The 25752-nt window shown below is 71.4% G+C and carries 19 protein-coding genes; 9 read left to right on the top strand and 10 right to left on the bottom strand.

Annotation, left to right across the window (positions count from 1 at the left end; genetic code table 11):
* Positions 1-2: 2 nt before the first annotated feature.
* Both P8R59_RS04040 and P8R59_RS04035 read right to left on the bottom strand, forming a co-directional pair.
* Positions 3-1859: a beta-glucoside-specific PTS transporter subunit IIABC gene (locus tag P8R59_RS04040; RefSeq protein WP_278102842.1), complete on the bottom strand. Its 1857-nt coding sequence runs from the start codon at positions 1857-1859 to the stop codon at positions 3-5.
* A 190-nt stretch (positions 1860-2049) separates the two neighbouring features.
* The gene (locus P8R59_RS04035; RefSeq protein ID WP_278102841.1) at positions 2050-2958 is read right to left on the bottom strand and encodes a PRD domain-containing protein; all 909 of its coding nucleotides are present in this window, start codon (positions 2956-2958) and stop codon (positions 2050-2052) included.
* Positions 2959-3130: 172 nt separating this feature from the next.
* On the opposite strand from P8R59_RS04035, the gene rlmN reads away from it, so the two are divergent.
* Positions 3131-4429, top strand: a complete 1299-nt coding sequence (rlmN, locus tag P8R59_RS04030; protein WP_175627539.1) for a 23S rRNA (adenine(2503)-C(2))-methyltransferase RlmN — start codon at positions 3131-3133, stop codon at positions 4427-4429.
* Between the two features lie 25 nt (positions 4430-4454).
* Here the strand turns inward: rlmN and P8R59_RS04025 are convergent, their stop codons facing one another.
* The 4 genes from P8R59_RS04025 to P8R59_RS04010 are packed head-to-tail and all read right to left on the bottom strand — an operon-like array spanning position 4455 to position 10454.
* A complete protein-coding gene (locus P8R59_RS04025) occupies positions 4455-6077 on the bottom strand; it encodes a class F sortase (protein ID WP_278102840.1) in 1623 nt (540 codons plus the stop codon).
* Positions 6074-6958: a DUF4397 domain-containing protein gene (locus P8R59_RS04020; protein ID WP_278102839.1), complete on the bottom strand. Its 885-nt coding sequence runs from the start codon at positions 6956-6958 to the stop codon at positions 6074-6076. The genes P8R59_RS04025 and P8R59_RS04020 overlap by 4 nt, the downstream gene beginning before the upstream one ends.
* A gap of 29 nt (positions 6959-6987) precedes the next feature.
* A complete protein-coding gene (locus tag P8R59_RS04015) occupies positions 6988-8976 on the bottom strand; it encodes a hypothetical protein (RefSeq protein ID WP_278102838.1) in 1989 nt (662 codons plus the stop codon).
* Complete coding sequence (locus P8R59_RS04010; protein WP_278102837.1) at positions 8973-10454, bottom strand: glycosyltransferase; 1482 nt, start codon at positions 10452-10454, stop codon at positions 8973-8975. Before P8R59_RS04010 ends, P8R59_RS04015 begins: the two co-directional genes overlap by 4 nt.
* Positions 10455-10748: 294 nt before the next feature.
* Between P8R59_RS04010 and P8R59_RS04005 the strand changes: the two genes are divergently transcribed.
* From P8R59_RS04005 to P8R59_RS03990, 4 genes are all read left to right on the top strand, one after another.
* Positions 10749-10976 carry a hypothetical protein gene (locus P8R59_RS04005; RefSeq protein ID WP_278102836.1) on the top strand — a complete coding sequence of 76 codons (228 nt, stop codon included), beginning with the start codon at positions 10749-10751 and terminating at the stop codon, positions 10974-10976.
* 61 nt (positions 10977-11037) lie between these two features.
* Positions 11038-12051: an aldo/keto reductase family protein gene (locus P8R59_RS04000; protein ID WP_278102835.1), complete on the top strand. Its 1014-nt coding sequence runs from the start codon at positions 11038-11040 to the stop codon at positions 12049-12051.
* 78 nt (positions 12052-12129) lie between these two features.
* On the top strand, positions 12130-13773 hold the full coding sequence (locus P8R59_RS03995; protein ID WP_278102834.1) for a DUF4407 domain-containing protein: 1644 nt from the start codon (positions 12130-12132) through the stop codon (positions 13771-13773).
* A complete protein-coding gene (locus tag P8R59_RS03990; protein ID WP_278102833.1) occupies positions 13773-14237 on the top strand; it encodes an NUDIX domain-containing protein in 465 nt (154 codons plus the stop codon). Before P8R59_RS03995 ends, P8R59_RS03990 begins: the two co-directional genes overlap by 1 nt.
* Before the next feature lie 354 nt (positions 14238-14591).
* Here the strand turns inward: P8R59_RS03990 and P8R59_RS03985 are convergent, their stop codons facing one another.
* Complete coding sequence (locus P8R59_RS03985) at positions 14592-15566, bottom strand: zinc-binding dehydrogenase (protein WP_278102832.1); 975 nt, start codon at positions 15564-15566, stop codon at positions 14592-14594.
* 69 nt (positions 15567-15635) lie between these two features.
* On the opposite strand from P8R59_RS03985, the gene P8R59_RS03980 reads away from it, so the two are divergent.
* Positions 15636-16214, top strand: coding sequence for a TetR/AcrR family transcriptional regulator (locus tag P8R59_RS03980; protein ID WP_278102831.1), 579 nt, complete (start codon positions 15636-15638; stop codon positions 16212-16214).
* A gap of 4 nt (positions 16215-16218) precedes the next feature.
* Here the strand turns inward: P8R59_RS03980 and P8R59_RS03975 are convergent, their stop codons facing one another.
* Positions 16219-17841 (bottom strand): ABC transporter permease, encoded by a 1623-nt coding sequence (locus P8R59_RS03975; protein WP_278102830.1) that lies wholly within the window; start codon positions 17839-17841, stop codon positions 16219-16221.
* Complete coding sequence (locus tag P8R59_RS03970) at positions 17838-18731, bottom strand: ABC transporter ATP-binding protein (RefSeq protein WP_278102829.1); 894 nt, start codon at positions 18729-18731, stop codon at positions 17838-17840. The genes P8R59_RS03975 and P8R59_RS03970 overlap by 4 nt, the downstream gene beginning before the upstream one ends.
* A 65-nt stretch (positions 18732-18796) precedes the next feature.
* Between P8R59_RS03970 and P8R59_RS03965 the strand changes: the two genes are divergently transcribed.
* Complete coding sequence (locus P8R59_RS03965; protein WP_278102828.1) at positions 18797-19987, top strand: thiolase family protein; 1191 nt, start codon at positions 18797-18799, stop codon at positions 19985-19987.
* A 129-nt stretch (positions 19988-20116) separates the two neighbouring features.
* Here the strand turns inward: P8R59_RS03965 and P8R59_RS03960 are convergent, their stop codons facing one another.
* Positions 20117-23614 carry a choice-of-anchor I family protein gene (locus P8R59_RS03960; RefSeq protein ID WP_278102827.1) on the bottom strand — a complete coding sequence of 1166 codons (3498 nt, stop codon included), beginning with the start codon at positions 23612-23614 and terminating at the stop codon, positions 20117-20119.
* Between the two features lie 168 nt (positions 23615-23782).
* On the opposite strand from P8R59_RS03960, the gene P8R59_RS03955 reads away from it, so the two are divergent.
* Both P8R59_RS03955 and P8R59_RS03950 read left to right on the top strand, forming a co-directional pair.
* Positions 23783-24505 (top strand): VIT1/CCC1 transporter family protein, encoded by a 723-nt coding sequence (locus tag P8R59_RS03955; RefSeq protein ID WP_278102826.1) that lies wholly within the window; start codon positions 23783-23785, stop codon positions 24503-24505.
* An 81-nt stretch (positions 24506-24586) separates the two neighbouring features.
* A complete protein-coding gene (locus P8R59_RS03950) occupies positions 24587-25750 on the top strand; it encodes an acyl-CoA dehydrogenase family protein (protein ID WP_278102825.1) in 1164 nt (387 codons plus the stop codon).
* Positions 25751-25752 lie beyond the last annotated feature (2 nt).

Here is a 25752-nt window from a genome sequence, read left to right as displayed (position 1 = left end):
GATCAGCGGGTGGTGGACAGGGAGTCGACCGAGACGGCCCGGAACAGCGTCTCGCCGTGGGAGAGCGGGCCGGATGCCACCTCGGCGACGTCGGGGTAGAGATCGCCGTTCGTCACGATGACGGGGGTGACGAGGTCGTAGCCGGCGCGTTCGATCGCGGCGCCGTCGAACTCCAGGAGGAGATCGCCGGCCGTGACCTGCTGACCCGACGAGACCTTCAGCGAGAAGTGCTCGCCGCCGAGCTTCACGGTGTCGAGGCCCACGTGGATGAGCAGCTCCACACCGTCGACCCCGCGGAGCCCGAGGGCGTGCCCGGTCGGGAACGCGGCCACGACGGTGCCGTCGAAGGGGGCGTAGACCGCGCCCGAGGTCGGACGGATCGCGACGCCCTTGCCGAGCGAGGCATCGGCGAACGCGGCATCCGGAACCTCCGAGAGGGGGACGACGGTGCCGTCGACCGGGCTCAGCACGACCGTGTCGGTCGCCGCGGCGGGAGCCGCCGGGGCGGCGGCGTCGACCGGGTCCGTGAAGCCGACGATGACGGTGAGGAGGAACGGCACGATGATCGCGACCGCGAGACCGATGCCCAGCATGACCATGTTGCCGTTGCCGAGCAGCGCGGGGAGCGCGAGGCCCGAGGGGACGACGAACGCCTTCGAGAAGACCCCGCCCATCGCGATGAGCGCGCCACCGAGCGCACCGCCGACGATGCCGAAGGCGAAGGGGCGCTTGAGCGGCAGGTTGATGCCGTAGATCGCGGGCTCGGTGATGCCGGCGAGGAAGCCGGACAGGGTCGCGGGGGCCGCGAGCGAACGGAGGTTCTTGTTGCGCGAGCGCACGAGCACGCCGGCGACGGCGGCGGCCTGGGCGAGGACCGCGGCGAACACGGGTCCGATGAGGAGCATCTGTCCCGTGGTCTGCAGCTCGAGCTGGAACAGCGGAACGAGACCCCAGTGCAGACCGAAGATCACGAAGACCTGCCACAGGCCGCCCATGATCGCGCCACCCAGCCACGGCACGGTCTCGAAGACCCAGCCGATCGCGGCCGCGAGGCCTCCGCCGATGAGGCTCGAGATCGGACCGATCGCGAGGAAGACCAGCGGAACGGCGAGGGCGACCACGATCATCGGCGTGAGGAACCGCTTCACGGCGCCGGGCAGCACCTTCAGCAGGAACCGCTCCGCGTGGCTCTGCAGCCACACGATCACGATGATCGGGATGACGCTCGAGACGTAGCTGACCATCGTCACCGGGATGCCGAAGAAGGTGATGTCGGGCTGGCCGTTGAGCGCCACGATCGAGGGGTAGACGAGGGCGCCGGCGATCGCGAACGACGTGAACTCGGATGCCTTGAAGTACCGCGCCGCGGTGATGGCGAGGGCCATCGGGAGGAAGTTGATCAGCGCGTCGGAGAGCGCGTTGAGGATCACGTACGTGGTGCTCGTGGCATCCAGCCAGCCGAAGGTGACGGCCGCGGCGACGAACGCCTTGAGCAGGCCCGTGCCCGCGAGGGCCCACAGGATCGGCGTGAAGATCGCCGAGATCATCTTGATGAAGCGGTTGAAGAGGTTGCCCTTCGGCCCCTCCTCGGTCGGAGTCGTGCCCGCGCCGAGCTTCGTCTGGGCGTGGATCGCCGCGTAGACGTCCGGGACGTCGTTGCCGATGACGACCTGGTACTGGCCGCCCGCCTGGGCCGTGGTGATGACGCCGGGTACGGCCCGGATCGCCGTGGCATCCGCTTTGCCTTCGTCCTTCAGGACGAACCGGAGCCTCGTCGCGCAATGCACGAGGGACTGGACGTTGCTCTCTCCACCGACACCGGCGAGAACCCCCGCCGCCGTCTTCGCGTGATCCGTCATCGGAATCCGCCTGCCTTTCGCCGCTTCTGTGCGGCCTCTTCGAGATGTTCGGCGACGCTCCGAAGGGTTTCGGGCAATAAAAAAGACCCGAATCCGTTCATCGCTCGTCAGCGATGTGGATTCAGGTCTTGCCCGCTCGCGCGGTAACAATCCGGAAATCGTCGGCAGGGTGTGACGCCTGCGGTGGCGACTATAGCACCGGTGCAGAGGGGTCGCCACCGGCGTCGCCGCGGCCCATGCTCGTCGCGATCCGCTCGACGTGCACGATCAGGTACAGCACTTCCTCGTCGGTGAGCGTCGAGCTCGTCGCCGCGAGGACGTACGCCTTCACCGCCTCGGCGATGCCGAACGAACGCGGATAGCGCTGCTTGGCGAACTCGAAGAACGACGAGTCGCCGCTGGCGAGCATCGTGCGATCGACGAGCCGCTGGAGCAGGAAACGCACGTGCAGGATGAACCGCGCGTAGTCGGCGCTGTCGGTGTCGAGCGTCGTGCCGAGGCCCGTCTCCACCGTGCGGACGACGTGCTGCACTCGACGGAAGAGCAGCGCCGCCGTGCCGTTCGGTTCGTCGCGCGTCGCGTTGAGCAGGTGCATCGTGAGGAACACGCCCTCCTCGGGCGGGAGTTCGCGACCCAGGGATGCCGCGATCGAGGCGGCCATGTGCTCCGCCACGCGCGACTCGTCGGGGTGGAGGATGCGCAGCTCGGGCATCGAGGTGCCGGGGATCCGGATGCCCTGGTCGAGGCGCTCGACGACGTAGTGGACGTGGTCGATGACCGCGAGGGGGAACCGGCGGCCGAGGTCGCGCCCGAGTTCGCGCTCGGCTTCGTCGACCGCGTGCAGCACGGCCTGCACGAGCGTGTACGGCGCGTCGGTGAGGAGCTTGCGGGCGTGGGCGGTGTCGGTGGCCTGGTCGAGGACGAACGTCTTCTCGACCTTCGCGAGGTCGATCCGGCCGTCGTGCTTGAGCTGGAACCCGATGCCCCGCCCCATCAGCACCCGCTCGCGGCCGTCGGCGTCGATAGACACGACGACGTTGTTGTTCAGGAGCTTGTGAACGCCGCCGGGCGGGAGAGGGACGTCACCGGCACCGGGCATGGGATGCAGTTTAGGGCTGCCGTGTCGGAGGCTGCGCGGCATCCGGTCTCGCCCCTCCCGCAGAGCCGGTGTGTCCGTCGGATCGCCGCGCGGCCGGGCGGTGCCGCCGGCGTCCTGCGGGCAGAGCCCGCGCCCAGCCTCGCCGCAGGCGGCCGCCGGTACCCTGGAACCCATGACCGATCAGACCCCCGTGCGCGAGACCAAGCCCCGGCAGGTGCGTCCCGCGGGGGCCCCGGCCGACACCGGCATCCGCGAGACCAAGCCCCGCCAGGTGCGCCCCAAGACCGAGGGCTGGCAGCAGGCCAAGGACGAGACCGGGCGTCCGCTGCTGCAGTTCGCCAGCCCCAAGCGCGGCAAGCCGCCCGTGCACCTCGCCGACCTCACCGCCGAGGAGCGCGTCGCGAAGGTGAAGGAGCTGGGACTCCCCGGCTTCCGCGCGAAGCAGCTCGAGAAGCACTACTTCACCCACTACACGTCGGACGCGGCCGCGATGACCGACCTGCCGGCATCCGGTCGCGAAGAGCTCGTCGCGGGACTCCTCCCGCCGCTGCTGACCGAGGTGCGCCGGCTCGAGACCGACCGCGGCGACACCATCAAGTTCCTGTGGAAGCTGCACGACGGCGCGCTCGTCGAGTCGGTCCTCATGCGCTACCCCGGGCGCATCACCCTGTGCGTGTCGAGCCAGGCCGGCTGCGGCATGAACTGCCCGTTCTGCGCGACCGGGCAGGCCGGCCTCACCCGCAACATGTCGGCCGCCGAGATCATCGAGCAGGTCGTGCGGGCCAATGCCCTCATCGCCGCCGGTGGCCTCGGAGGCAAGAAGCGCGACGATCACTCGCTCGACCGCGTGTCGAACATCGTGTTCATGGGCATGGGCGAGCCGCTCGCCAACTACGCGCGGCTCATGCAGGCCGTGCGCGTCATGGTCGACAAGGAGCACGGTCTCGGGATGAGCGCCCGCGGGATCACGGTGTCCACCGTCGGTCTCGTCCCGGCGATCACGAAGCTGTCGAACGAGGACATCCCCGTGACGTTCGCGCTGTCGCTGCACGCGCCCGACGACGGCCTGCGCGACGAGCTGATCCCGGTGAACTCCCGCTGGAAGGTCGACGAGGCCCTGGATGCCGCCCGCGCCTACTTCGACAAGACCGGACGCCGCGTCTCCATCGAGTACGCGCTCATCAAGGACATGAACGACCACGCGTGGCGCGCCGACCTGCTGGCCGAGAAGCTCAACGCCCGCGGTCGCGGCTGGGTGCACGTGAACCCCATCCCGCTGAACCCGACGCCCGGCTCGATCTGGACGGCGTCGGAAGTGCCCGTGCAGAACGAGTTCGTGCGTCGCCTCAACGACGCCGGCATCCCGACGACGCTCCGCGACACCCGCGGCAAGGAGATCGACGGGGCGTGCGGTCAGCTCGTCGCGACCGAGGAAGACGAAGCGGCCGCGGCGGAGACGCCGGTCGGCTGATCCCGCGCGCTGCGGCGCACGGTCGTCAGGCCGCGACCGCGGTGACCACGAGGTTGTCGACGTAGTGGCCGCTGGCCGGGTCCCATGCCCCGGCGCACGTGACGAGCCGCAACTGCGGCGTCGGAGTGGGGGCGTAGATCGACTCGGTCGGGAAGCTGTCCTTCTCCACGGTCTGCAGGCCGGTGACGACGAAGTCCGCCGTCGAGCCGTCCGCGCGCTCGATCGCCACGGTGTCTCCCGGGGTGAGACGGGGGAGGTCGATGAACACCGCCGGGCCGGTGGGGGAGTCGACGTGGCCGGCGATCACCGCCGGGCCCACCTCGCCCGGCAGCACGCCCTTCTCGTACCAGCCGACGGCGTCGTAGTCCGCGGGCGCCTGGATCCACCCGTCCGCTCCCCGGTCGAGGCCGATGAGGTCGGTGTCCACTCCGATGGCGGGGATGGAGATGTGCACCGGGGGCGCCGTGTTGGCCGACGCCGGAGCGACGGGGTCCTGGAACCCCGCCGCGGCGCCGACTCCCGGGGCGGTCGTGCTCTTCGCAGCCGCCCCGGCGGCGTCGTCGGCGAGTGTCGGGCAGCCGCCCAGCACGTCGCCCGAGAGCATGGCCGTGGTCAGGGCGTTCCACGCGGACCCGTAGTAGGTGGGCGTGGACGCGGCGGTGTCGGCCATACGTCCCAGGTCGGCGCGGGCGTCATCGGACCGGCCGTCCGCCGCAGCCGCGGCGGCCCGAGCGGCATAGGCGACCGGGTGCTGGTCGGTGGTGCGCGACCCCGCGCCGGAGTCGAGCTCGGCGGGCAGGGTCTCATCCGTGGGCAGGGCGGACGCGATGCGCGCGGCCAGTGCGCGGTCGGCCGCGTCGCACGACTCGGCGAATCGGATCGCCGTGCGTGCCGCGTCGTAGCCGTATCCCGGTTCGCCCCCGCCCCCGGCTGAGCCGGCGATCGCCACGGACCCGTCCGCGGCCACGGTGGCCCAGTCCGTGGGCAGGGCGTTGGCATCCAGCAGCGCGGCGGTCGCCTCGCGGCTGCCCGCAGCGAGCTCCGTCCACCGGGGATCCCCCGAGGCCCGCTCGAGCACGGCGTAGGCGGCCGGCGACGCGTACGACGGGTTGTAGGCGTGGGGGGATGCCGTGGCCCACGGGCCCGGGAGCAGGATGCGCCCGAGCGAGGTCTCGGCCGTCATCTCGTCGAGAACCGCCGCACCCAGTGCGACGCCCTGCTCGCGCAGGTCGTCGCGGTCGAACGCGTCTCCGGCGAGGACCAATGCCCGCGCGGCATCCAGATCGGCATCCGAGGCGGGCTGCTCGTCGACGACGCCGCCGTCCTTCCACTGCCACGAGAGGAGGAGGTCGTCGCGCTGGAGATTCGCGGTGGTCCAGTTCCAGATGCTGTCGAACCGCGAGGCGTCGCCCGCGGCCACGGCAAGGAGCATGCCGTAGGCCTGCCCCTCGCTCACGGTGTCACCGCCCTGGTCGGTGCGGACGACGCGCCCGTCGTCGACGTAGGCGTCCAGGAACGCCGTCGCGGAGGCGGCGGTCGCATCCTCCGGTGACGTATCGGGTTCGGCAGGGGCGCTGCACGCGGCCACCGTCACGACGACGGCGGCCGCGAGCGCAGCACCGGCCAGGGCGCGGCGCGCGATGCTCACGCGCCCGCCCGCACCCGGCGACGGATCAGGACGCCGGCCACGGCGAGCAGGCCGAGCACGCCGGCGATGCCCGCCGCCGCGCCGAGAGGCGTGGTCGACGCGGACGCGGTGCCGCCACCGCCGGTGTGGATGCCGCCGAAGGGCATGTCAGCCAGCGTCGCGGAGTCGGTGATGGCCTGCGCCGTCAGCGACCCCTTCGCGTCATCGAGCACGAACACCGTCGAGACGGAACCCGCGGGCAGGTCCACGGCCGATGTCGCGGACTCCGTCGCCCCGGTGAGCGCGAGGTCCCACGAGCCACCGGGGACCGCGGCGTAACCGGTCGCCGACCCGGCCGGAACGTCGCGCGCGATGACGCGTCCCTCGGTGGTGTCGACGTCGACGCTCGATTCGACGGTGGAGGCCTGCACGACACGCACGCGTGCCTGGCCCTCCGCGGGGGCGGAGAGGTCGTCCTCGAAGACCGTGGTCTTCAGGTCGGCGTTACGGCCGTAGGCGGCGACGGTGAGCGGCTCGCCCTCGGCGATGTCGATCGACTGCTGCACCATGGGCTGGGAGCCGTCGGCGGCGTCGGACGGCACCATCGACACGACGTACGTGCCGTCGGCGAGCGGGATGTACGGGCTCACCGCGCCGTACGCGACGTCGTCGAGCTCGTACACGACGGCACCGCCGGCGAGCGCGGTCAGCTGGACGTCGACGGACTTCGTGTCGGGCGACAGGTGGGCCACGCGGGCCCATCCACCCGGTGCGGCGTCGGCCGCGTGGGCTGCGGGGGCCACCGCTGCGGCGATGCCGGCGGCGACGAGCGCGGCGGTGGCTCCCGCAGCGATCCGCGTCACGCGGCGGGGGGAGGAGGTCGTGGAGGCGAAGCGGAACATGACGGTCCTTTCGTGGGGGGAGAGGGGGATCACTCGGCAGGACGGGGGAGGAGGTCGACGGGCTCGTCGGGCGAGAAGGTGATGACCACGCCCGCATCGCTGCGCTCGACCGACACCGGCCGGAGCGGCCCGGTGAGCGATTCGTAGAAGCGCAGCAGGGCGTCGGCTCCGGCGGCATCCGCCCGGGCGTCCTGCCCGGCGTAGGAGCTCACGATCAGCTGCCGGTGGACGCCCGAGGGGTCGCCCTCGAGCTGCGTGATGTCGGCGACGTCGATGCGCCCCGAGGCCGAGAGCTGGCCGAGGGTGAGCAGGATGCGCCCGTCGACCACACCCGAGGTCAGCAGGTCCTGCTCCTCAGCGGGCACGCCGACGTCGGGGTTCTTCAGCACCTGCTGGCCGGCGACCGACCGCGCGGCGTACAGACCGTCGTCGGCGGCCTGGGCCAGGGCGGCTTGGTCGGAGTCGACCAGACGCACCTCAACCTTCTGGGCTCCCTCGCCGAACGAGGCGACGACCGCGCTGTTCTCGATCGCCTGGCGCACGGTCGGGAACTCGGTGGGGAAGGTGCGCATCGAGTCGGTCGTCACGACGTAGTCGTAATCGCGCCACCCGTCGGGGGTGAGCTCCTGCACGTCGGTGTCGGTGTCGGCCTTGTAGTACCAGACGACGTTCTCGCGCTCGAAGCCGGCGCGCACGAGGTCGACCCACATCGCGTCGTCGACGAGCATGCGCGCATCGGCGGGGGCGTTCTGCGTCATCCAGGACTCCGCGTCCCGGAGCGGCCGGTCGAGGTCGGCGAGCAGGAAGCCGCGCAACTGCGCCGCCCACAGCGGGCCCGCGGCGATGACGGCGACGACGAGACCGGATGCCACGGCGATGCCTCCGAAACGGCGGAGGACACCGTGCGTGCGGAGCGCCTCCACCGCGACCTGTCCCATGCCCGCCACGACGATCGCGGCGAACGGCAGCAGCATGATCACGTACGGGACGGGGAGGTACCCGCCGCGGAACATGAACGCCGTCAGGGCCAGCAGGGCGATGGCGAACGGGCGCAGGCGCCGCACGAAGAGGGCGGCGACAGCGGCGGCGAGGGCGGTCACGATCAGCACGGCATCGAGCTGCCACCACAGTCCCACGGTGCGCGACATGAGGCTTTCGGGGTCGAACAGCGAGCCGCTGCCCTCGCGCGACGCGAGCTGGAAGGCCAGTCCGTCCCACAGGCTCACGCGACCGGCCGCGGGCATGACCTCGCCCTTGACCGCGGCCAGGGCGACGTAGGTCAATCCGATCAGCCCCAGAACGGCGGCAGCGACCGACAGCGTGTACCGCCGCGTCGTGCGGTCCGCTCCCCGCCACATGAGCCAGGCGATGAGCGGCAGGGCCAGGAGGTAGGTCTCCTTCGTGAGGACGGCGACGCCGAACGCCGCGGCCGCGCCGATGTAGCCGGCGAGCTGCGCCCGGCGGCTCATGGCGAGCAGGAGGGCTGCCAGCAACCATGCCGTCGCGATGTTGTCCAGGTACACCTGTCGGTGGAACTGCACGGCGAGCGGCGACAGCAGGAAGAGGGCGACCGACACCGAGGCCGTGAGGCGTGCGAAGCCGATGCGGCGCACGAGGAACCACAGCAGGACCGCGGCGATCGCGCTGGCGACGAGCATCGCCTCGCGCGCGGCGACCACGGCCACGTCGTAGCGGTTCCACGCGTCGGTGAGACCGGCCCACGCCGCGATCTGGATCCAGCCGAGCGGGGGATGGTCGTACCAGTAGGTGTAGTGCGTGAGTTCGCCGAGATTGCCGATGCTCCACGCCTGCGCGGCGTAGGTCCCCTCGTCGTCGATGCGCTGGGGCGAGCCGCCGAGGTTCGCGGCGTTGACGAGGAGCCCGAGGAGCAAGGGCGGCAGCAGCCACAGAGCGTCGCCGAGGCGCGCTCGCCAGGCCGAGACGTGACGGCGCGTCTGCGGGACGGTCCGGTCGGTGCCCTGCGGGGCGGCCGGGGAGCGGTCGAGTGTCGAGGTCATCGGGTCGCCTCCGTCGCGGCTGAGACGAGCTCGCGCTCGCCGGATTCGGGGGTGGGGGCGCTCTCGCGGTGGGCGCCGGTGTGCTCGGTCTTCTCCCAGCTGCCGTCGCCGCGCAGTTGCCGGACGACCGAGCGCACGGCGGCTGCGGCGAGGAACACCTGGTACGGCACGAGTCCCAGGACGAGGCGCACGTAGTCGCGCACCCGCACCTTCTTGCCGTAGACGCGGCCGAACTCGGTGAGTCCCGCAGCCTCCGCCACGAGGGTGATGACGGTGGGCACCAGCGGCAGGAAGGTGATGAGTGCGACCGGCGTGGGGACCTTCACCAGCAGGATGAACGCGAGGGAGATGGGGATGAGCAGTCCCGTCGCGGCCTGCAGGAACGGCATGTTGAGCAGGTACCGCGCGTACATGCGCTGTCGAAGCGTCGGCAGCGCCTTCCACTCGCCCTTGCCGAGCACCTGCAGGAAGCCCTGGTTCCACCGGGTGCGCTGCTTGTACAGGGACTTCAGCGTCGGCGGGGTCTCCTCGCGCGTGACGTACTCGGGGTTGTACGCGACGACGACCTTGGCGCCGTCGCTGGACAGGCGCACGCCCAGCTCGCAGTCCTCGGCCAGGCACTGGTCGTCCCAGCCCTGGGACCATTCGAGGCGGTCGCGCGTGACGAAGACGGTGTTGCCGCCCAGGGGGATGAACTTCGAGCGCGCGTGGAAGTGCAGGCGCGAGCGGAACCAGAAGTAGTACTCGAGCACGTTGCGCAGCGACCACCAGCTCGTCTCGAAGTTCATCAGCTGAACCCCGCCCTGCACGACGTCGGCGCCGGTCTCCTGGAACTTCGAGTCGACGACGGTCAGCAGGCCCGGGTGCACCTCGTCTTCGGCATCGAACACGCCCACGACGTCACCGGTGGCGATCTGGAGGGCGCGGTTGAGCGCCTTGGGCTTGTTCTTGGGCACGCTGTCGTCGACGACGACCTTGATGAGGTCGGGATGCCGTGCCGCAGCCTGGCGGACGACCAGCTCCGTGCCGGGGTCGTCGTGGCCGACGATCGCGATGATCTCGAAGTCGGGGTGGTCCTGCTCAGCGAGACGGTCGAGCGTCTGCCCCATGACCTCTTCTTCGTGGCGGCCCGGAACCAGGAGGGTGAACCGGTGTCGCGCGGGGCGCGGCGTCGAGCTGAACTGCGTGGCCCGCAGATCATCGGCGGAACGCCAGGCGTGCAGCATCCACCACAACGTCGTCGTGGCGACGATCGTCAGGGCGAGCGCGAGGACGATGATCCCGCTGTAGCCGAGCCATTCGCCCAGCGACCAGTCGGGCAGGAAGCCGCCCGACACGGTGGTTCCGGGCTGGGCGGGGAGCGGGATATCGGTGGTTCCCGTGGATCCTTGCCCGGGGGCCGGCGCGACGGGGGTGAGGAGCGGTTCGGGGGTGGGCTCGGTGGCGGCGGTGATGGGGTGCACGTGCGGGAACGACAAAAGTCAACCTCCAGCGTCCACGTGGACGGTTCGAGGGCGGTAAGGGGGAAGTGCGGCGACCGGGGGCGAATCTCCCCGCACGGGTGGTCATCCGGGGTGGGGAGGGGGGATGGATTGGATCAGTCAGGGTTCTCCCAGGAGCCGTCGCGGAATCTCTCATGTACGGCGCGGAACGCGCTCGTGCGACGCCGCGGTCACGACGAGCCGAGCGCTCGCCCCGCCGACATGCCTGCCGCGGGGTCGCGCCGGGGCGGAAAAGAGGCGGTGGCGACCTCGACGCCGTACGCTCCGTCCATGTCATCGCGTCCCCCGGAGCTCGAGTACCTGCGCCTCATCGAGAAGCTCGCGCACGAGGTGGTCGAGCAGGCGGCGGAAGAGGGATGGCTCGAGTTCGGCGACGTCGGCCAGCAGGCTCCGACGCCTCTGCGGCGCGCGGTGAACACGCTCGCGACCGAGCTGCGCTTCCGTCACCACCCGGACGACGGGTGTCTCGAGCAGCTCGAGGAGCGAAACGCGCCGTGACCCCGGGCGGAGCCCGAAGAGCGGCGGCCCCATTGTCGATGGCCCGGGCTAGCGTGGACGCATGGTCGCTTATCGCTATCTCGGAAACAGTGGATTCAAGATCTCGGAGATCACCCTCGGCAACTGGGTGACCCACGGATCGCAGGTCGGTGACGACGCCGCTATCCAGACCGTGCACGCCGCGCTCGACGCGGGCATCACGACGTTCGACACCGCCGACACGTACGCCAACACGGCGGCCGAGACGGTGCTGGGTAAGGCCCTCAAGGGGCAGCGGCGCGAGTCGCTCGAGATCTTCACCAAGGTCTACTTCCCCACCGGCCCCATGGGCCCCAACGACACCGGTCTCAGCCGGAAGCACATCCTCGACTCGATCAACGGCTCCCTGAAGCGCCTCGGCACCGACTACGTCGACCTGTACCAGGCGCACCGCTTCGACTACGAGACCCCGCTCGAAGAGACCTTCCAGGCGTTCGCCGACATCGTGCGCCAGGGCAAGGCGCTCTACATCGGCGTCTCCGAGTGGACCGCCGAGCAGCTGCGCGAAGGTCACGCGCTCGCGAAGCAGCTCGGCATCCAGCTCATCTCGAACCAGCCGCAGTACTCGATGCTGTGGCGCGTCATCGAGGGCAAGGTCGTGCCGACCAGCGAGGAGCTCGGCATCTCGCAGATCGTCTGGTCGCCGATGGCGCAGGGCGTGCTCAGCGGCAAGTACCTGCCGGGTCAGCCGGTGCCCGACGGTTCGCGCGCGACCGACGAGAAGAGCGGGGCGAACTTCATCAAGCGGTTCCTCCGCGACGACGTGCTCGAGGCCGTCCAGCGACTGAAGCCGATCGCCGACGAAGCGGGGCTGAGCATGCCGCAGCTCGCGATCGCGTGGGTGCTGCAGAACCCGAACATCGCGGCCGCACTCGTGGGCGCCTCGCGTCCGGAGCAGCTCGCCGACACCGTCAAGGCCTCCGGTGTGACGCTTGATGCCGACACGCTCGCCGCGATCGACACGGCTCTCGGCGACGCGGTCTTCTCCGACCCCGAGAACACCTACGAGGTGTCGCCGAAGGCGCGTCTGGTCTGATCCGGCGCTGAGCGGGGCCTCGGCCAGGCCACAGGCCCCGCTCAGGAGCGAGCAGGACTCACGTCGTACCCTGTGCGAATGTCTTTTTCCGCTCACCGGCCGGGTCGCTTCGGCTCCGACGGCCGTATCGAGTTCACGACGGACGACGATCGCGAGCCCCAGTACCTCGACGACATCCTCGCCCAGCAGCGTGACGACGCCGACGCGTCGGCCGACGCCGTGACCCTCGACGACCCCACCGAGCCCTGGGGTGCACCGCCCGCCGGTGACGACGACACCGCTCCGTTCGAGTGGCCCGAGAACCTCGAGCCCGAGCCCGCCCCGGAGCCCGTGCCCGCCCCGGAGCCCGAGGCTGCCGCCGAGCCGCAGCCCGCGCCCGCGCCCGTGGAGCCCGAGCCCGAGCCCGAGCGCGTGGTGTCCGAAGCCGCGCCGTTCCCCGCGCCCGTGGCATCCGATCCCCGTCCGCCCCGGCTGCGACGTGCCGACCCCCGCCGTCCCAGCCTGTCGCTCGTGCGGCGCCTGGCGGTGCTCGGCGGCGCCGACAACGACGTGCTCGACGAGGTGCCCGAAGAGGTGCCGCGCTTCGTTCAGATGTTCCTCGTGCTGGCCGGCACGGCGCTCGTCTCGGCGCTGTCGATGATGTTCGCGCTGCTCACGGGCGTGCGGATCAGCATCTTCCTGGCGATCCCGCTCGCGCTGGTGTGGGGCCTCATCATCTTCAACCTGGACCGCTTCCTGACATCCACGATGCGGTCGACGAAGAACATCTTCCGACTGCTCGGTCTGGCCTTCCCCCGCATCATCATGGCGGCGCTCATCGGCATCGTCGTGGCTGAGCCGCTCGTGCTGCAGGTGTTCCAGAACGACATCAACCGCGAGGTGAATTCCACCAACGTCACGCAGGCGCTCACCGATCAGGATGCCGTGACGAACGGTCCAGAAAAGCAGGCCCTGGATGCCGCGAGCGCTCAGGTCGCGACCCTCGAGAACCAGGCCGCCACCGGGATCGTCGCCGGAACGTCGTCGACGTCGGCCGAAGCCGCCGCCGCCCAGCAGACCGTCGACCAGCTGACGCAGCAGCTCGCCGACCAGCAGGCCGTCATCGACCAGGCACGCGCGGTGTACCAGTGCGAACTGACCGGCCAGGGCGCCGGGGAGGTCGCCGGATGCACCGGGGTCGCCGGCGACGGCGCGAGCTCCGAGGCCGCGCAGGCGCAGCTCGCGCAGGCGCAGTCGTCGTACGACGCGCTCGCGGCGCAGCTGCAGCAGGCGCAGTCGTCGCTGGCCGCGGCCAACTCCGCCGGTGCCGACGCCGCCGCTGCGTCGGCCGACCAGAACAAGCAGCAGGCCGAGGACCAGCTTCCCGCCGCCCGGGCCCAGTACGAGGCGGCGCTCGCGGCCTACAACGAACGCGCCGCTTCCGTGGCGGACGGCAACGCGGGAGCGGTCGGTCTGCTGAGCCAGATCTCGGCGCTCGAGCGGCTGTCCGAGCGTGAGCCGACGCTCCGCTGGGCGCACTGGCTCATCGCGGCGCTGTTCTTCATGATCGAGCTGCTGCCGGTGCTGGTGAAGGTGCTCACCGGGTTCGGCGGCCCCTCGTTGTACGAGAAGGCCGAGCGCATGCGCGGTCAGATCGCGCTCGACCGGGTCACCGCCCGCACGTTCCGCAAGCGCGCCGACGTGATCGCCGACGAAGCCGCGCGCGTCCCGGCGAGCGCCTGATGGTCGCCTGGAGCGCGGGACTGCTGCTGTACCGGCGGCATCCCGCGCTCGAGGTGCTCATCGCGCACATGGGCGGGCCGTTCTGGGCCAGCAAGGACTCCGGCGCCTGGTCGATCCCGAAGGGCGAGTTCGAGCCGGGCGCCGAGGAGCCGCGGGACGCCGCTCGTCGCGAGTTCGTCGAGGAGCTCGGGCTCGAACCCCCGGCGGGGGAGTGGGCCGAGCTCGGGACCTTCGCGGCGACCTCGAGCAAGAAGCTCGTCGTGTTCGCCGGCGACGGCACCGGGTTCGAGGCATCCGGATTCGTGTTCGGCGAGTTCGAGATGGAGTGGCCGCCGCGCTCGGGTCGCACGGCCGCGTTCCCCGAGGTCGACCGGGCCGAGTGGACGGACCTGGATGCCGCCCGCGAACGCCTCGTGAAGGGTCAGCGTCCCGCACTCGACGCGCTGGAGCGCCTGCTCGTCTGAGGCCCCCGCCGCGCGCCCCGCGCCCGCCCCGAAACGACGAGTGTCCAAGACACGCCGTATGCGGGTGGGGCGTAACGGCGTGTCTTGGACACCCGGCAACGGACTGCGGCCTCGCGCGGGTTGCGCGGGGTGTGAGTGTCCAAGACACGCGGATGCCGAGCGCCGCCGTCCGCGTGTCTTGGACACTGAACTCCCCGGCGCCGCCCGGCCCGCCGGGGCCGCCAGCGCCCCGCGCCCGCCCCCGCCCCGCCCACGCCGCCCGCCCGGCGCCCGCCCCGAAACGCCGAGTGTCCAAGACACACCGTATGCGGGTGGGGCGTAACGGCGTGTCTTGGACACTCGAGCGGGAGGGGCTTACGGGCGCAGCAGCACCTTGCCGACGCGCGGCGAGAAGCTCGCGGCGGCGGCGTCGCGAACGTCCTCGAGCGCGAAGGTCGCGGCGACGGGGAGGGTCACGGTGCCGTCGGCGAGGTAGCGGGACAGCTCTCCGAACAGGGCGCCGCGGGTCTCGGCATCCATCGTCTTGCTGACGACGCTGCCCCAGAATCCCTTCACAGTCGCCTGGCGGAAGATGATGTCGCCCGCCGACAGCTCGAGCTTCGCGTCGCCCATCGAGCCGAAGATCACGAGCGTGCCGTTCTCGGACAGCAGCGACAGCACGTCGTTCGCCGCCGCGCCGCCGACCGAGTCGACGCCGGCGACGACGCGTCCGCCGTCGATGATCGCAAGGGCCTTCTCGCGCCAGTCGTCCGCATCGGTCGACACGACGTTCGTGATGCCCTGCTGCGCGAGCTCGTCGACGGCGCTCTGACGGCGGACCAGACCCAGGACATGGATGCCACGGGCCTTCGCGATCTGCGCGACCATGCGTCCCACGGCGCCGTTGGCGGTGTTCTGCACGAGCCAGTCGCCGGCCTTCAGGTCGAGCGAGTGCAGCAGGCTGATCGCGCTGAACGGCATCGAGACGAGCTGTGCGGCCATCTCGTCGGGGAGGGCGTCGGCGACGGGGATGAGGCCCGCGGCGGGGGCGACGACGTACTCGGCCCAGACGCCGAACGTTCCGCCGGTGGCGACGCGCTGGCCGACCTCGAGCCCCTCGACGCCCTCGCCGAGCGCGTCGACGACGCCGACGGCCTCGGTTCCGGCGCGGGCGGGGAGCTCGGGCTTGAAGCCGTAGGTGCCGCGGATCGTCCACAGGTCGTGGTTGTGGATCGGCGACAGGAGGATGCGCAGCCGCACCTGGCCGGGGCCGGGCTCGGGGGTCTCGACCTCGGCGACGTCGAGGACGTCGGTCGGTTCGCCGAATCGGGGGTGCACGATGGCGCGCATGTCTCTCCTTGCGTGGTTATTTTGTAACGATCGGTCTAATATAGTCCTTGACCGGGAAGAAGGAAACCCATGGGCAGGATGCCGACGTTCGACCGCCGCGCCGTCGTCGACGCCGCACGCGACGTGTTCTGGCAGCGCGGGTACGCCGAGGCGGGCATCACCGAGCTCGAGGAGGCCACCGGACTCACCCGTTCGAGCCTCTACAACGCGTTCGGCAGCAAGCGCGGGCTGTTCGACGCGGTGCTCGCGCAGTATCTCGACGACATCGTGCGCACGCGCCTCCGCCCCCTCGGCGGCGGCGACCCCGGCGCGCTCGAGGCGTACGTCGAAGACATGCGCGCCGCCATCGCCGCCGACAGCCCCCGCGCCCGCCTCGGCTGCCTGCTGCTGAACGCCGGATCGTCCCCGCTCGCGTCGGACGACGCCGAGGTGCGCACGCTGGTTTCGGGCTACACCGCCGAGATGCGCGCCGCCATCCGCGCGGCAGTGGCCGACCGGCGGCCGGATCTCGCCCCGGATGCCGTGGACTCCCTGTCCGCGGTGTGCGCATCGCTCGTCGTGGCGGCGCTGACCCTCGCCCGCGCCGATCGGGACGCGGCCGTGGCGACGCTGGCATCCGTCCCCGAGACGCTGGAGTCCTGGGGGTAGGGCCTCAGCGCTCCGGCGCCAGCTCGCGGCGCCGTGCCGCCACGCCGGCGAGCACGGCGGCGGCGACGACCGCGACCACCAGCCACACGCCGCCGCGCAGGTCGAGGGCATCGCCGTCGATGCGCGGCGCCGCCGCGAACGGGGAGACGTGGACGGCGGCATCCGAGAGTCCGAGCAACGGGCCGAACAACCCCACGACGGTCGCGACGCCGACGAGCGCCCACCCGACCGGTGTGGCCGCGCGCGGAGCGATCACGACGACCAGCGTCGCGATGACCACCAGCGTCACGGCGGCGACCACCTGCCCGGCCGCCGCCGCCGCGGCATCCCGGATGAGATCGGTCTTCGACGAATCGGTCGCGAGCTGGCCGATGGTCGCCCCCGCGGTCGCGGCGGCGAGGCACGCGAGCACGGCGCCCACGGCCACGACCAGGTACGCCCCCACCCAGCGCACCGGGCCGACTCCCGCCGCGCGCACGGGTTCGGCGAGGCCGGCGGCCTCGTCCTGCCGCGCGCGAAGGACGGTCTGGATGCCGGCGCACGCGGCGAGCACCCCGGCCAGGGTGAAGAACACCTCGATGGCTCCCTGCGCGAGCGACCCCTGAGACGCGAGGGACTGCAGCAGCGCCTGCACCGAGGGGATCGTGTCGCCGATCTGCGAGATCGCGGTCGCGAGACGCGTCGACATCACCCCGACGATGGCTCCGCCCACCGCCCACCCGAGGAGGGATCCCCGGGCTTCGCGCCAGACGAGTCCGATCGGCCCCGAGAGGGCGACGCTCGCCACCGCGCGCCCGCGGCGTGCGGGAAGGAGCGAGCCGCCCAGATCCCGGGCGCCCGAGAGCACGAACGCGAGCACGAGGGTGACGACGATCAGTCCGGCGAACGGGATCAGCGTGCCCGCCGCATCCGAGTCGTACGGGCGCGTGTTCTCGGCCCACCCGAACGGTGACACCCAGGCGAGGGGCGCGCTCGTCATTCGTCGCAGGTCGGCGCTGGGCGTTCCGAGCGCGTTGCCGAGCCCGCACGCGAGATAGGTGAGCAGCACGGCCCAGACGCCGATCGCGTTCGCCGTCCGCGCGGATGCCGCCAGCTGCGCGGCGACGAGTCCGACGCCGAGGAACGCAATGCCCGTGAGCGCCGAAGCGGCGCCCATCAGGACGCTCCCGGTCGGGGGGAACCCGATCGCGACGTACGTCAGGATCACGAGCGCGCCCAGGACGACATTGGCCAGGATGCCGTGCACCACCGTCGCGGCCAGCGGGACGGTCCGCGCCGCGGGGGTGGCGGCGATGAGCTCGGCGCGCCCGGAATCCTCGTCGCCGCGGGTGTGCCGCACGGCGAGGAACGTGCTCATGAGCGCGGCCAGCAGCGCGACGAACGGGAGGATGAGAAACGCGGTGAACGCTGCCTCGTCGGTCCCCGACGGCAGGCCGCGGAAGAGCAGCACCACCGGATTCGCCACGGCCGTCGCGAGCAGCGTCGCGCGGTCGGTCTCGGTCGGGAACGTCCCCCGCACCCCGGTGACCGCCGAGGCGGCGAGCAGCAGGGCGCCGGCGATCCAGATCGTCAACTGCACGGCATCCCGTCGCCATCGCGCCCGCAGGACGGGCCCGAAGCCGCTCACGGCTGCGTTCCGTAGTGCCGGAGGAAGAGCTCCTCGAGCGAGGCAGGTTCGATCCGGAGCGACGCGACGCGCGCGGCCCCGAGCGCGGGGAGGAGGGATGCCACCTCGGCGGTGTCGACGGTGAGGTGCACGCGCCCGTCGCGGCGTGCGACCTCGTGGGCGCCGGGGAGCACCGGGAGGTCGCCGCCGGGGTCGGCGAACGAGACCTGGGTGCGGGTGAGATGCCGGAGGTCGTCGAGGGTGCCGTCGTCGACGATGCGACCGGCGCGGATGATGCTCACCCGGTCGCACACCTGCTCGACCTCGGACAGGATGTGGCTGGACAGCAGCACGGCCGCACCGCGGTCGCGGGCGCGTCGCACCTCGCGCTGGAAGACGACCTCCATGAGCGGGTCGAGACCGCTCGTCGGCTCGTCGAGCACGAGGAGATCGGCCGGGACGGACAACGCGGCGACCAGCGCCACCTTCTGCCGGTTGCCCTTCGAATACGAGCGGCCCTTCTTGCGCGGATCGAGTTCGAACGCCTCGAGGAGCCGTGCACGCTCCGCGCGATACGCGACGGTCCGCCCGCCCCCGCGGAGGCGCGCGAGCAGGTCGATCGCCTCCCCGCCCGAGAGGCCGGGCCACAGGTTCACGTCGCCCGGGACGTAGGCGATCCGCCGGTGCAGCCGCGCCGCGTCGCGCCACGGATCGGCGCCGAACACCGCGGCCGTCCCCCCGGTGGCCCGCGCGAGCCCGAGGAGGATGCGGATCGTCGTCGACTTCCCGGCGCCGTTCGGGCCGAGGAAGCCGTGGATCTCGCCCGGACCCACCTCGAGGTCGAGACCGTCGAGGGCATTCGTGCGACCGTAGGACTTGCGCAGCCCCACCGTGCGGATCACCGCGTCCATGTGGCGGAGATTACGCCCCGCGGCGTACCGTTGCCACCCTTCCGTTCCACCCCTGGAGGATCCCCATGAAGGCCGCTCCGGCAGAGTCCCGCATCGTCCTGGTCGCGGGCGCGCGCACCCCGATCGGCTCCTTCGGCGGAGCGCTGTCCGGCGTCGACGCGCACGAGCTCGGCGCCGTCGCGGTGACCGCCGCCCTCGAGCGCGCGGGCGTGCCGAAGGATGCCGTGGACGAAGTCGTCATGGGCTGCATCGCGCAGAACGGACCCGACGCGTACAACGCCCGCCGCGTCGCGCTCGCCGCGGGGCTGCCGACCCGGGTCCCTGCCTTCACCGTGAACCGCCTGTGCGGGTCGGGGCTCCAGGCGATCTGGTCGGGCGCTCAAGAGCTCCGCTGGGGAGGCGTCGACGTCGTCGTTGCGGGCGGCGACGAGAGCATGTCGCGCACCCCGTTCCTCGACTACGGCGCTCGCGGCAACGCGCGGCTCGGCGACCGGAAGCTCCTCGACGGCACGCTCGCCATCCTCACCGACCCGTTCAGCGGCCGGCACATGGGCACGACCGCCGAGACCGTGGCATCCCGGTACTCCGTCTCGAGGGAGGAGCAGGACGCCTTCGCCGTCGAGAGCCAGCGGAGGGCCGCCCTGGATGCCAGCCGTGCGGCGTTCGCGGAGGAGATCGTGCCCGTGACCACCGGCGGCAAGCGACCGATCGAGGTGTCGGTCGACGAGCACCCGCGTCCCGGCACGACGCTCGAGGTGCTCGCGGGGCTCCGTCCCGCCTTCGCCGCGGAGGGCTCCGTCACCGCCGGCAACTCCTCGGGCATCAACGACGGCGCCGCAGCGACCGTCCTCACGCGGGAGGAGGACGTGCGCGAGCGCGGGCTCACCGGCCTCGCCACCCTCGAAGCCGTGACGACCGCCGGTGTCGACCCCGAGATCATGGGGTACGCCCCGGTTCTCGCGCTGCAACGGCTCTGGGAGCGGACCGGACTGACGCCGGCCGACGTCGACGTCATCGAGCTGAACGAGGCGTTCGCCGCGCAGGCGGTGGCGGTCATCCGCGACGGCGGCCTCGACCCCGAGAAGGTCAATCCTTACGGCGGCGCGATCGCCCTCGGGCACCCGGTCGGGGCGACCGGCGCGATCCTGACCGTCCGCGCCGCCCTCGACCTGCAGCGCCGCGACCTCGAGTACGCAGTGGTGACGATGTGCATCGGCGGCGGCCAGGCCCTGGCCGCTCTGCTGCGGCGTTTCTAGCCGGGGGAGCTCGCGCGAGTCGCCAGGAATTGTCGCCTCGGGCCGTCTCCGAGCGACAAATCCTGGCATCTCACGCGAAACGCAACGGCCCCCACCCCGGAGGGTGAGGGCCGTTGCCGGGCCGGAGGGTCAGACCGTGCGGCGCTTGCGCAGAGCGAAGGCCAGACCACCGGCGACCAGCAGGAACGCGCCGCCGAGGGCGAGGCCCCACGGAACCTCGGTACCCGTCGTGGCCAGTGCTCCCTGCGACCCGGCGCCCGCGCTCGACGACGGCGCAGGGACCGGCGTGTCGGTCGGCGTCGGCGTCGCGGTCGGGGTCGGCGTCGGGGTGGGCGTCGGCGTGGGACCGGTGCCCTCATCGATCGGCTGCGTGCCCTTCAGGTACGCGCGGCCGAGCGGCGACGGCGCGACCGTGCCCTTCGCGGCGAAGAACTCCGCCGTGGCCTGGAGGTCGATCTGGCCCGAGTCGGTCTTGCCCGTGCCCTGCGCGAAGGTGAAGAAGTTGTCTCCGCCCGCCGCGAGGAACGAGTTGGTCACGACGCGGTAGGTCGCGGCCGGGTCGATCGGCGTACCGTTCAGCGCGATGGCGCCGATGCGCGAACCCTTCGCCGCGGTCGGGTCGTACTCGAACGAGAAGCCCTTCGAGACGCCCAGCGCGAGCACCGGGCGCGACGCGGTGTCGGGCTGCCACTGCTCCTCGAGCACCGACCTCAGCTGCGCACCCGTCAGCGACAGCGTGACGAGCGTGTTGCCGAACGGCTGCACGTTCGCCGCCTCGCGGTACGAGACCGAGCCGTCGTCGGTGCCGTACAGCAGGTCGGCGCGCAGTCCGCCGGGGTTCATGAACGCGATCTGCGCGTCCTCGCCGTTGAACGAGGGGTTCTCGCTCGCGGCCCACAGGTACACGTCGGCGACGGTGTTGCCGAGCGTCGAGTAGGCGCCGCGGTCCTCGCCGCCCGAACCGTTGACGGCGCGCTTGATGTCGGTCGTGATCGTGCCGACCTCGACCTGACCCTTGACGTCGGCGGTGGCCTTGGCATCCGCCACGATCTTCGCGACCTGCGTCTGCGGGTACGCGACCCACTGGGACACGGTCGAGTCGTACAGCGCACGCACGCCCGGCGTGATCGAGACGAGCTTTCCGGCTCCGTCGAGGTCGATGTCGAGCGTGCCGAGGTTCGTGCCGTACTGGCCGGTCTGGATGACGGAGCGGCCGCCGATCTCGCACGCGTACTTCTGGTGCGTGTGCGCCGAGACGATGGCATCCACGTCGCTCGAGGCGTTGCGGACGAGGTCGCCGAAGTCTCCCGACTCCGTGGCGATCTTGGTGCAGTCGGTGCCCTCCGAGCCCTCGTGGGCGAGGAGGATCACGATGTCGGCGCCGGCGGCGCGGGCGTTCTTCGCCTCGCGGTTGGCCGCCTCGACCTGGTCGCCGAACTCGATCGACGTGATCTTCGACGGGTCGACCATTCCGGCCGTCTGCTCCGTGACGGTGCCGACGAACGCGACCTTCGTGCCGTTGACGTCCTTGATCGTGTACGGCTTCAGGGCGGGGGTCTTCGTGCCCTTCTCATACACGTTCGCGCCGAGTGCGAAGTCGCTGAACTGGTCGGCATCCGGGTCGCCCTCGTACTCGGGGATGACGCGGTCGGTTAGATCGGCGAAGCCGCGGTCGAACTCGTGGTTGCCGACCGTGCTGACGTCGAGCGTCGCGGCCGTGAGGGCCTTGATCGTCGGGGTGTCCTGGTCGATGAACGACTCGAACGCGCTCGCACCGATGTTGTCGCCGGCCGAGACGAACAGTGTGTTCGGGTTCTGCTGGCGGTACTTCTCGACCGCACCGGCGAGCACGCCCGCGCCCGCGACTCCGCCGGACTCCTGCAGCAGGCGCCCGTGGAAGTCGTTGATCGTCAGGATCTGCAGGTCGGGGGTCTTCGGCTGCGCCGGACGCACCTCGAAGACGGTGGTCGAGCCCGAGACCTCGTTGCCGGTGATCAGCAGCGGGATGCCGGTGGGCGAACGCAGCGCCGAGACGAACGTGATGCCCTCCGGGCCGAGGTCGCCCGCGGCGGCCGTCTTGACGTCGGCGGAGGCGTCGCGGTTGTTCACGTACGTGACGTACGTCGCGTTCGTCGGGTCGGTGATGTCGTAGACCATCACGCCGCCGGCCCGTTCGAGGCCGATGAAGGCGTAGGTGCGGCCGTCGACCACGCCGATGGTCACGCCCTCGGGCTCGGGGCCCTTGTCATCGCTGCGGTCGTCGACGGTGTTGTTGTCGTTCGAGACGTTGAACAGCTCGGGGGCGACCTCCTTGAGCTTCTGCTCGAAGTCGTCGCCGGAGTCGAAGACGAGCGCGCCCTTGGTGTCCCAGATCGAGAACGAGCGGCCGCCGTAGGCGTAGAGCTCGCTGTAGCAGCCGTCGGCGGTCGTGCCGAGGTCGGTGACGACCTTGAGGCGTCCGAGGTCGGCATCCGCCGAGCGACCCGCGAGCGGCGAGGTCTCGCAGATCGGGGCCAGGTCCTTCTTGCCGAGGTCCTTGATGCGGGCCTCGTCGATGAACGAGCCCCACTCGCGGCCGTCGCCCTCGTTCGCGGTGACGAGGTAGGTCGTGGCCTTGCCGGCGACGCTCGCCGAGTACGACGCGATGCCGTCGGGCATGTACAAGCCCTTCAGGCCGGCGACGCTGCGGATGTTGATCCCGCCGTCCTTGTCGCTGGTGTCCAGCGCGCTCGCGCCCCAGTCCTTGTAGCCGAGGGGGAGGATGCCGGTGACCTCGGCCTTGGTCAGGTCGACCGTCGCGATGGCGTTGGCCTCCTGCAGCGCGACATACGCGACCGTCCCGTCGACGGTGATGTACTCGGGTTCGAGGTTGCGCGAGACGCGGTTGGCCGACAGGGGCGTGGAGCCCTGGTCGGGCGCGGCGACGTCGGGGCCGAACACGCGCACCTTCGGGTCGAGCGTCTTCGAACCGCCCTGCTCGAACGCGCGGAATCCGGCGGTCTTGACGGCCGTCTGCGCGGGAGCGGTGAGGGTGGATGCCAGCGTGACGATGCTCACCGAACCCTCGGGGTCGACGGTGAAGGCGTCGTTCGGCTCGCCCTCGTTGGCGACGACGGCGTACGCGCCGTCCTTCGAGAACGTGACCATGTCGGGCAGCGCTCCGACCGTGACCTCGCCGAGCGTGGCGCTCGCCGCATCGTCCTTGTTCGCGTCGAAGAACAGGAGGTGACCGGGGGCGGTCTTGTCCGCGGCCTCGAAGGCGACGACGCCCAGGCCGTCGTCGCGCACGGCGATGGAGTTGGCGACGCCGTCCGAGGCGATGTCGTACAGCTTCGTCGGGTTCTTCGGGTCGCTGTTGTCGAGCACCGTCACGGTGCCCGCCTGTGCGTTGACGACGAACAGGCGGTCTCGGTAAGCCTGCACGATCTCCGCGGCGGACTCCTTGTACACGTTCGTGTCGTAGGAGCCCACCGGGGTCAGGCCGATGGCCGCGCCGGGCGCGCTGTCGGAGACGGGCGTGGGGACGATGGCGGCGGAAGCCGCCGTCGCGCTCGTGAGGGCGAGCGCGCACACCGCCGCGGTCGTCGCGGTGAACGCGACGGCGCGGCGAAGGAACGACGAAGGCATGGCTGTGTCCTCGGGTGTCGGGGAGAGGATCCGTGCGGGGGCGCGGATCCCCGCCACTCTGTCGATCGGCGGTGACGGTCCGGTGAACGGGGTGGGAAGACACGGGGTGCTGTGTCGCCGATCTCACCTGGCGATCCGTCCCCCCGCGCGCGGGGCTAACCTTGCGGCGTGACCGATTCGCCCGCCGGAGCCCACCCCGATGAACCGCACCGCCAGGGACTCGCCCAGCGCTTGAACTGGCTGCGTGCCGGCGTGCTCGGCGCGAACGACGGCATCGTGTCGACCGCCGCCGTGGTCGTCGGTGTCGCGGGGGCGACGAGCGAGGTCGGACCCGTGCTCATCGCCGGGTTGGCCGCTCTCGTCGGTGGGGCGATCTCGATGGCGCTCGGCGAGTACGTGTCGGTGTCGAGCCAGCGCGACAGCGAGCACGCGCTCATCCAGAAGGAGCGCCGCGAGCTCGCGGAGGATCCCGAGGCGGAGCTCGCCGAGCTCGTCGGGCTGTACGAAGCGCAGGGGCTCAGCCGCGAGACCGCGACGCGCGTGGCGACCGAGCTCACGGCATCCGATGCCCTCAAAGCCCACCTCGCCGTCGAGCTCAACATCGACGCCGACGACGTCGTCAGCCCGTGGGCGGCGGCGCTCGCCTCGGCCGTGGCGTTCACGGTCGGCGCGATCCTGCCGATGTTGACGATCCTGCTCGCGCCGGTCGAGGTGCGGGTGCCGCTCACGTTCGTCGCGGTGCTCATCGCGCTCGCCGTCACCGGATATCTCGCGGCGTGGATCGGGGGCGCGCGCCGCGGTCGCGCGATCCTGCGGACCGTGATCGGCGGTGCGCTCGCGCTCGGCGCGACGTACGCGGTCGGGGCGCTGTTCGGGGTCGCCGCGGGCTGATTCTTCGGCATCCTAGTAATTACAAGGATGTCCAACTAAAATCGCTCTCGCGACGACGACGTCGCCGAAATGGAGAGCCGCATGGACGCCACCCCTGCCCCCGCGCTCGACGCCCTGACCGCTGACGACCGCGCCGCCATCCTCGACGCCGTCCGCGAGTTCGCCGCGACCGAGCTGACCCCCCACGCCCTGGAGTGGGATGCCGCGAAGCACTTCCCGCGCGACGTCCTGCGTCGCGCCGGTGAGCTGGGCCTCGGGGGTGTCTGCGTCCGCGAGGAGTCCGGCGGCGCCGGCTTCCCGCGCCGCTTCGCCGTCGAGATCTTCGAGGAGCTCGCCGCGGGCGACCCGACGGTCACCGCGTACCTGACGATCCACAACATGGTCGCGTGGATGATCGACGCGTACGGCGACGACGCTCAGCGCGGGCGGTGGCTCCCCGGGCTCACGGCCATGGAGCAGCTCGGCGCCTACTGCCTCACCGAGCCGGGCGCCGGATCGGATGCCGCGGCGATCACCACCTCGGCCATCCGGCACGGCGACACGTTCGTGCTCACGGGGGTCAAGCAGTTCATCTCGGGTGCTGGCGAGGCATCCGTCTATGTCGTCATGGCGCGGACGGGCGAGCCCGGGGCGCGGGGGATCAGCGCGTTCCTCGTACCGGCGGACGCCGCGGGGCTGTCGTTCGGACCGAACGAGAAGAAGATGGGCTGGAACGCCCAGCCCACGCGGCAGGTCGTGCTCGACGAGGTGCGCGTGTCGGCCGAGAACCTGCTCGGCGGCGAGGGGCGCGGTTTCGGGATCGCGATGGCGGCGCTCAACGGCGGTCGCCTCAACATCGCCGCGTGCTCGCTCGGCGGGGCGCGCTGGGCCATGGAACGCGCGGTCGCGTACGTGCACGAGCGCTTCACGTTCGGCGAACCGCTCGCCGAGAAGCAGTCGGTCGTGTTCGCCGTCGCCGACATGGCCACCGAGCTGGAGGCGGCGCGGCTTCTCGTGCACTCCGCGGCGGAGCACCTGGATGCCAAAGCCCCCGACGCCGCGACCCGCTGCGCCATGGCCAAGCGTTTCGCGACCGACGTCGGCTTCCGCGTCGCGAACGAGGCGCTGCAGCTGCACGGCGGCTACGGGTACCTGCAGGAGTACGGCATCGAGAAGGTCGTGCGCGACCTGCGCGTGCACCAGATCCTCGAGGGCACGAACGAGATCATGCGGCTCATCGTCGGGCGGAGCGTGCTGGCCGCCTGAGG

Source organism: Microbacterium proteolyticum (assembly GCF_029639405.1).
Taxonomy (GTDB): Bacteria; Actinomycetota; Actinomycetes; order Actinomycetales; family Microbacteriaceae; genus Microbacterium.
This window is presented reverse-complemented; position numbering and strand designations above follow the sequence as displayed.

What these genes read in the sequence shown, in the direction of transcription:
- P8R59_RS03990 (WP_278102833.1), top strand. Translation starts at nt 13,773, where the DNA reads ATGGTCGCCTGGAGCGCGGGACTGCTGCTGTACCGGCGGCATCCCGCG.
- P8R59_RS03970 (WP_278102829.1), bottom strand. Translation starts at nt 18,731, where the DNA reads ATGGACGCGGTGATCCGCACGGTGGGGCTGCGCAAGTCCTACGGTCGC.
- P8R59_RS04020 (WP_278102839.1), bottom strand. Translation starts at nt 6,958, where the DNA reads ATGTTCCGCTTCGCCTCCACGACCTCCTCCCCCCGCCGCGTGACGCGG.
- P8R59_RS03950 (WP_278102825.1), top strand. Translation starts at nt 24,587, where the DNA reads ATGGACGCCACCCCTGCCCCCGCGCTCGACGCCCTGACCGCTGACGAC.
- P8R59_RS04015 (WP_278102838.1), bottom strand. Translation starts at nt 8,976, where the DNA reads ATGACCTCGACACTCGACCGCTCCCCGGCCGCCCCGCAGGGCACCGAC.
- P8R59_RS03965 (WP_278102828.1), top strand. Translation starts at nt 18,797, where the DNA reads ATGAAGGCCGCTCCGGCAGAGTCCCGCATCGTCCTGGTCGCGGGCGCG.
- rlmN (WP_175627539.1), top strand. Translation starts at nt 3,131, where the DNA reads ATGACCGATCAGACCCCCGTGCGCGAGACCAAGCCCCGGCAGGTGCGT.
- P8R59_RS03985 (WP_278102832.1), bottom strand. Translation starts at nt 15,566, where the DNA reads ATGCGCGCCATCGTGCACCCCCGATTCGGCGAACCGACCGACGTCCTC.
- P8R59_RS04005 (WP_278102836.1), top strand. Translation starts at nt 10,749, where the DNA reads ATGTCATCGCGTCCCCCGGAGCTCGAGTACCTGCGCCTCATCGAGAAG.
- P8R59_RS04035 (WP_278102841.1), bottom strand. Translation starts at nt 2,958, where the DNA reads ATGCCCGGTGCCGGTGACGTCCCTCTCCCGCCCGGCGGCGTTCACAAG.
- P8R59_RS03980 (WP_278102831.1), top strand. Translation starts at nt 15,636, where the DNA reads ATGGGCAGGATGCCGACGTTCGACCGCCGCGCCGTCGTCGACGCCGCA.
- P8R59_RS04000 (WP_278102835.1), top strand. Translation starts at nt 11,038, where the DNA reads ATGGTCGCTTATCGCTATCTCGGAAACAGTGGATTCAAGATCTCGGAG.
- P8R59_RS03995 (WP_278102834.1), top strand. Translation starts at nt 12,130, where the DNA reads ATGTCTTTTTCCGCTCACCGGCCGGGTCGCTTCGGCTCCGACGGCCGT.
- P8R59_RS03960 (WP_278102827.1), bottom strand. Translation starts at nt 23,614, where the DNA reads ATGCCTTCGTCGTTCCTTCGCCGCGCCGTCGCGTTCACCGCGACGACC.
- P8R59_RS04040 (WP_278102842.1), bottom strand. Translation starts at nt 1,859, where the DNA reads ATGACGGATCACGCGAAGACGGCGGCGGGGGTTCTCGCCGGTGTCGGT.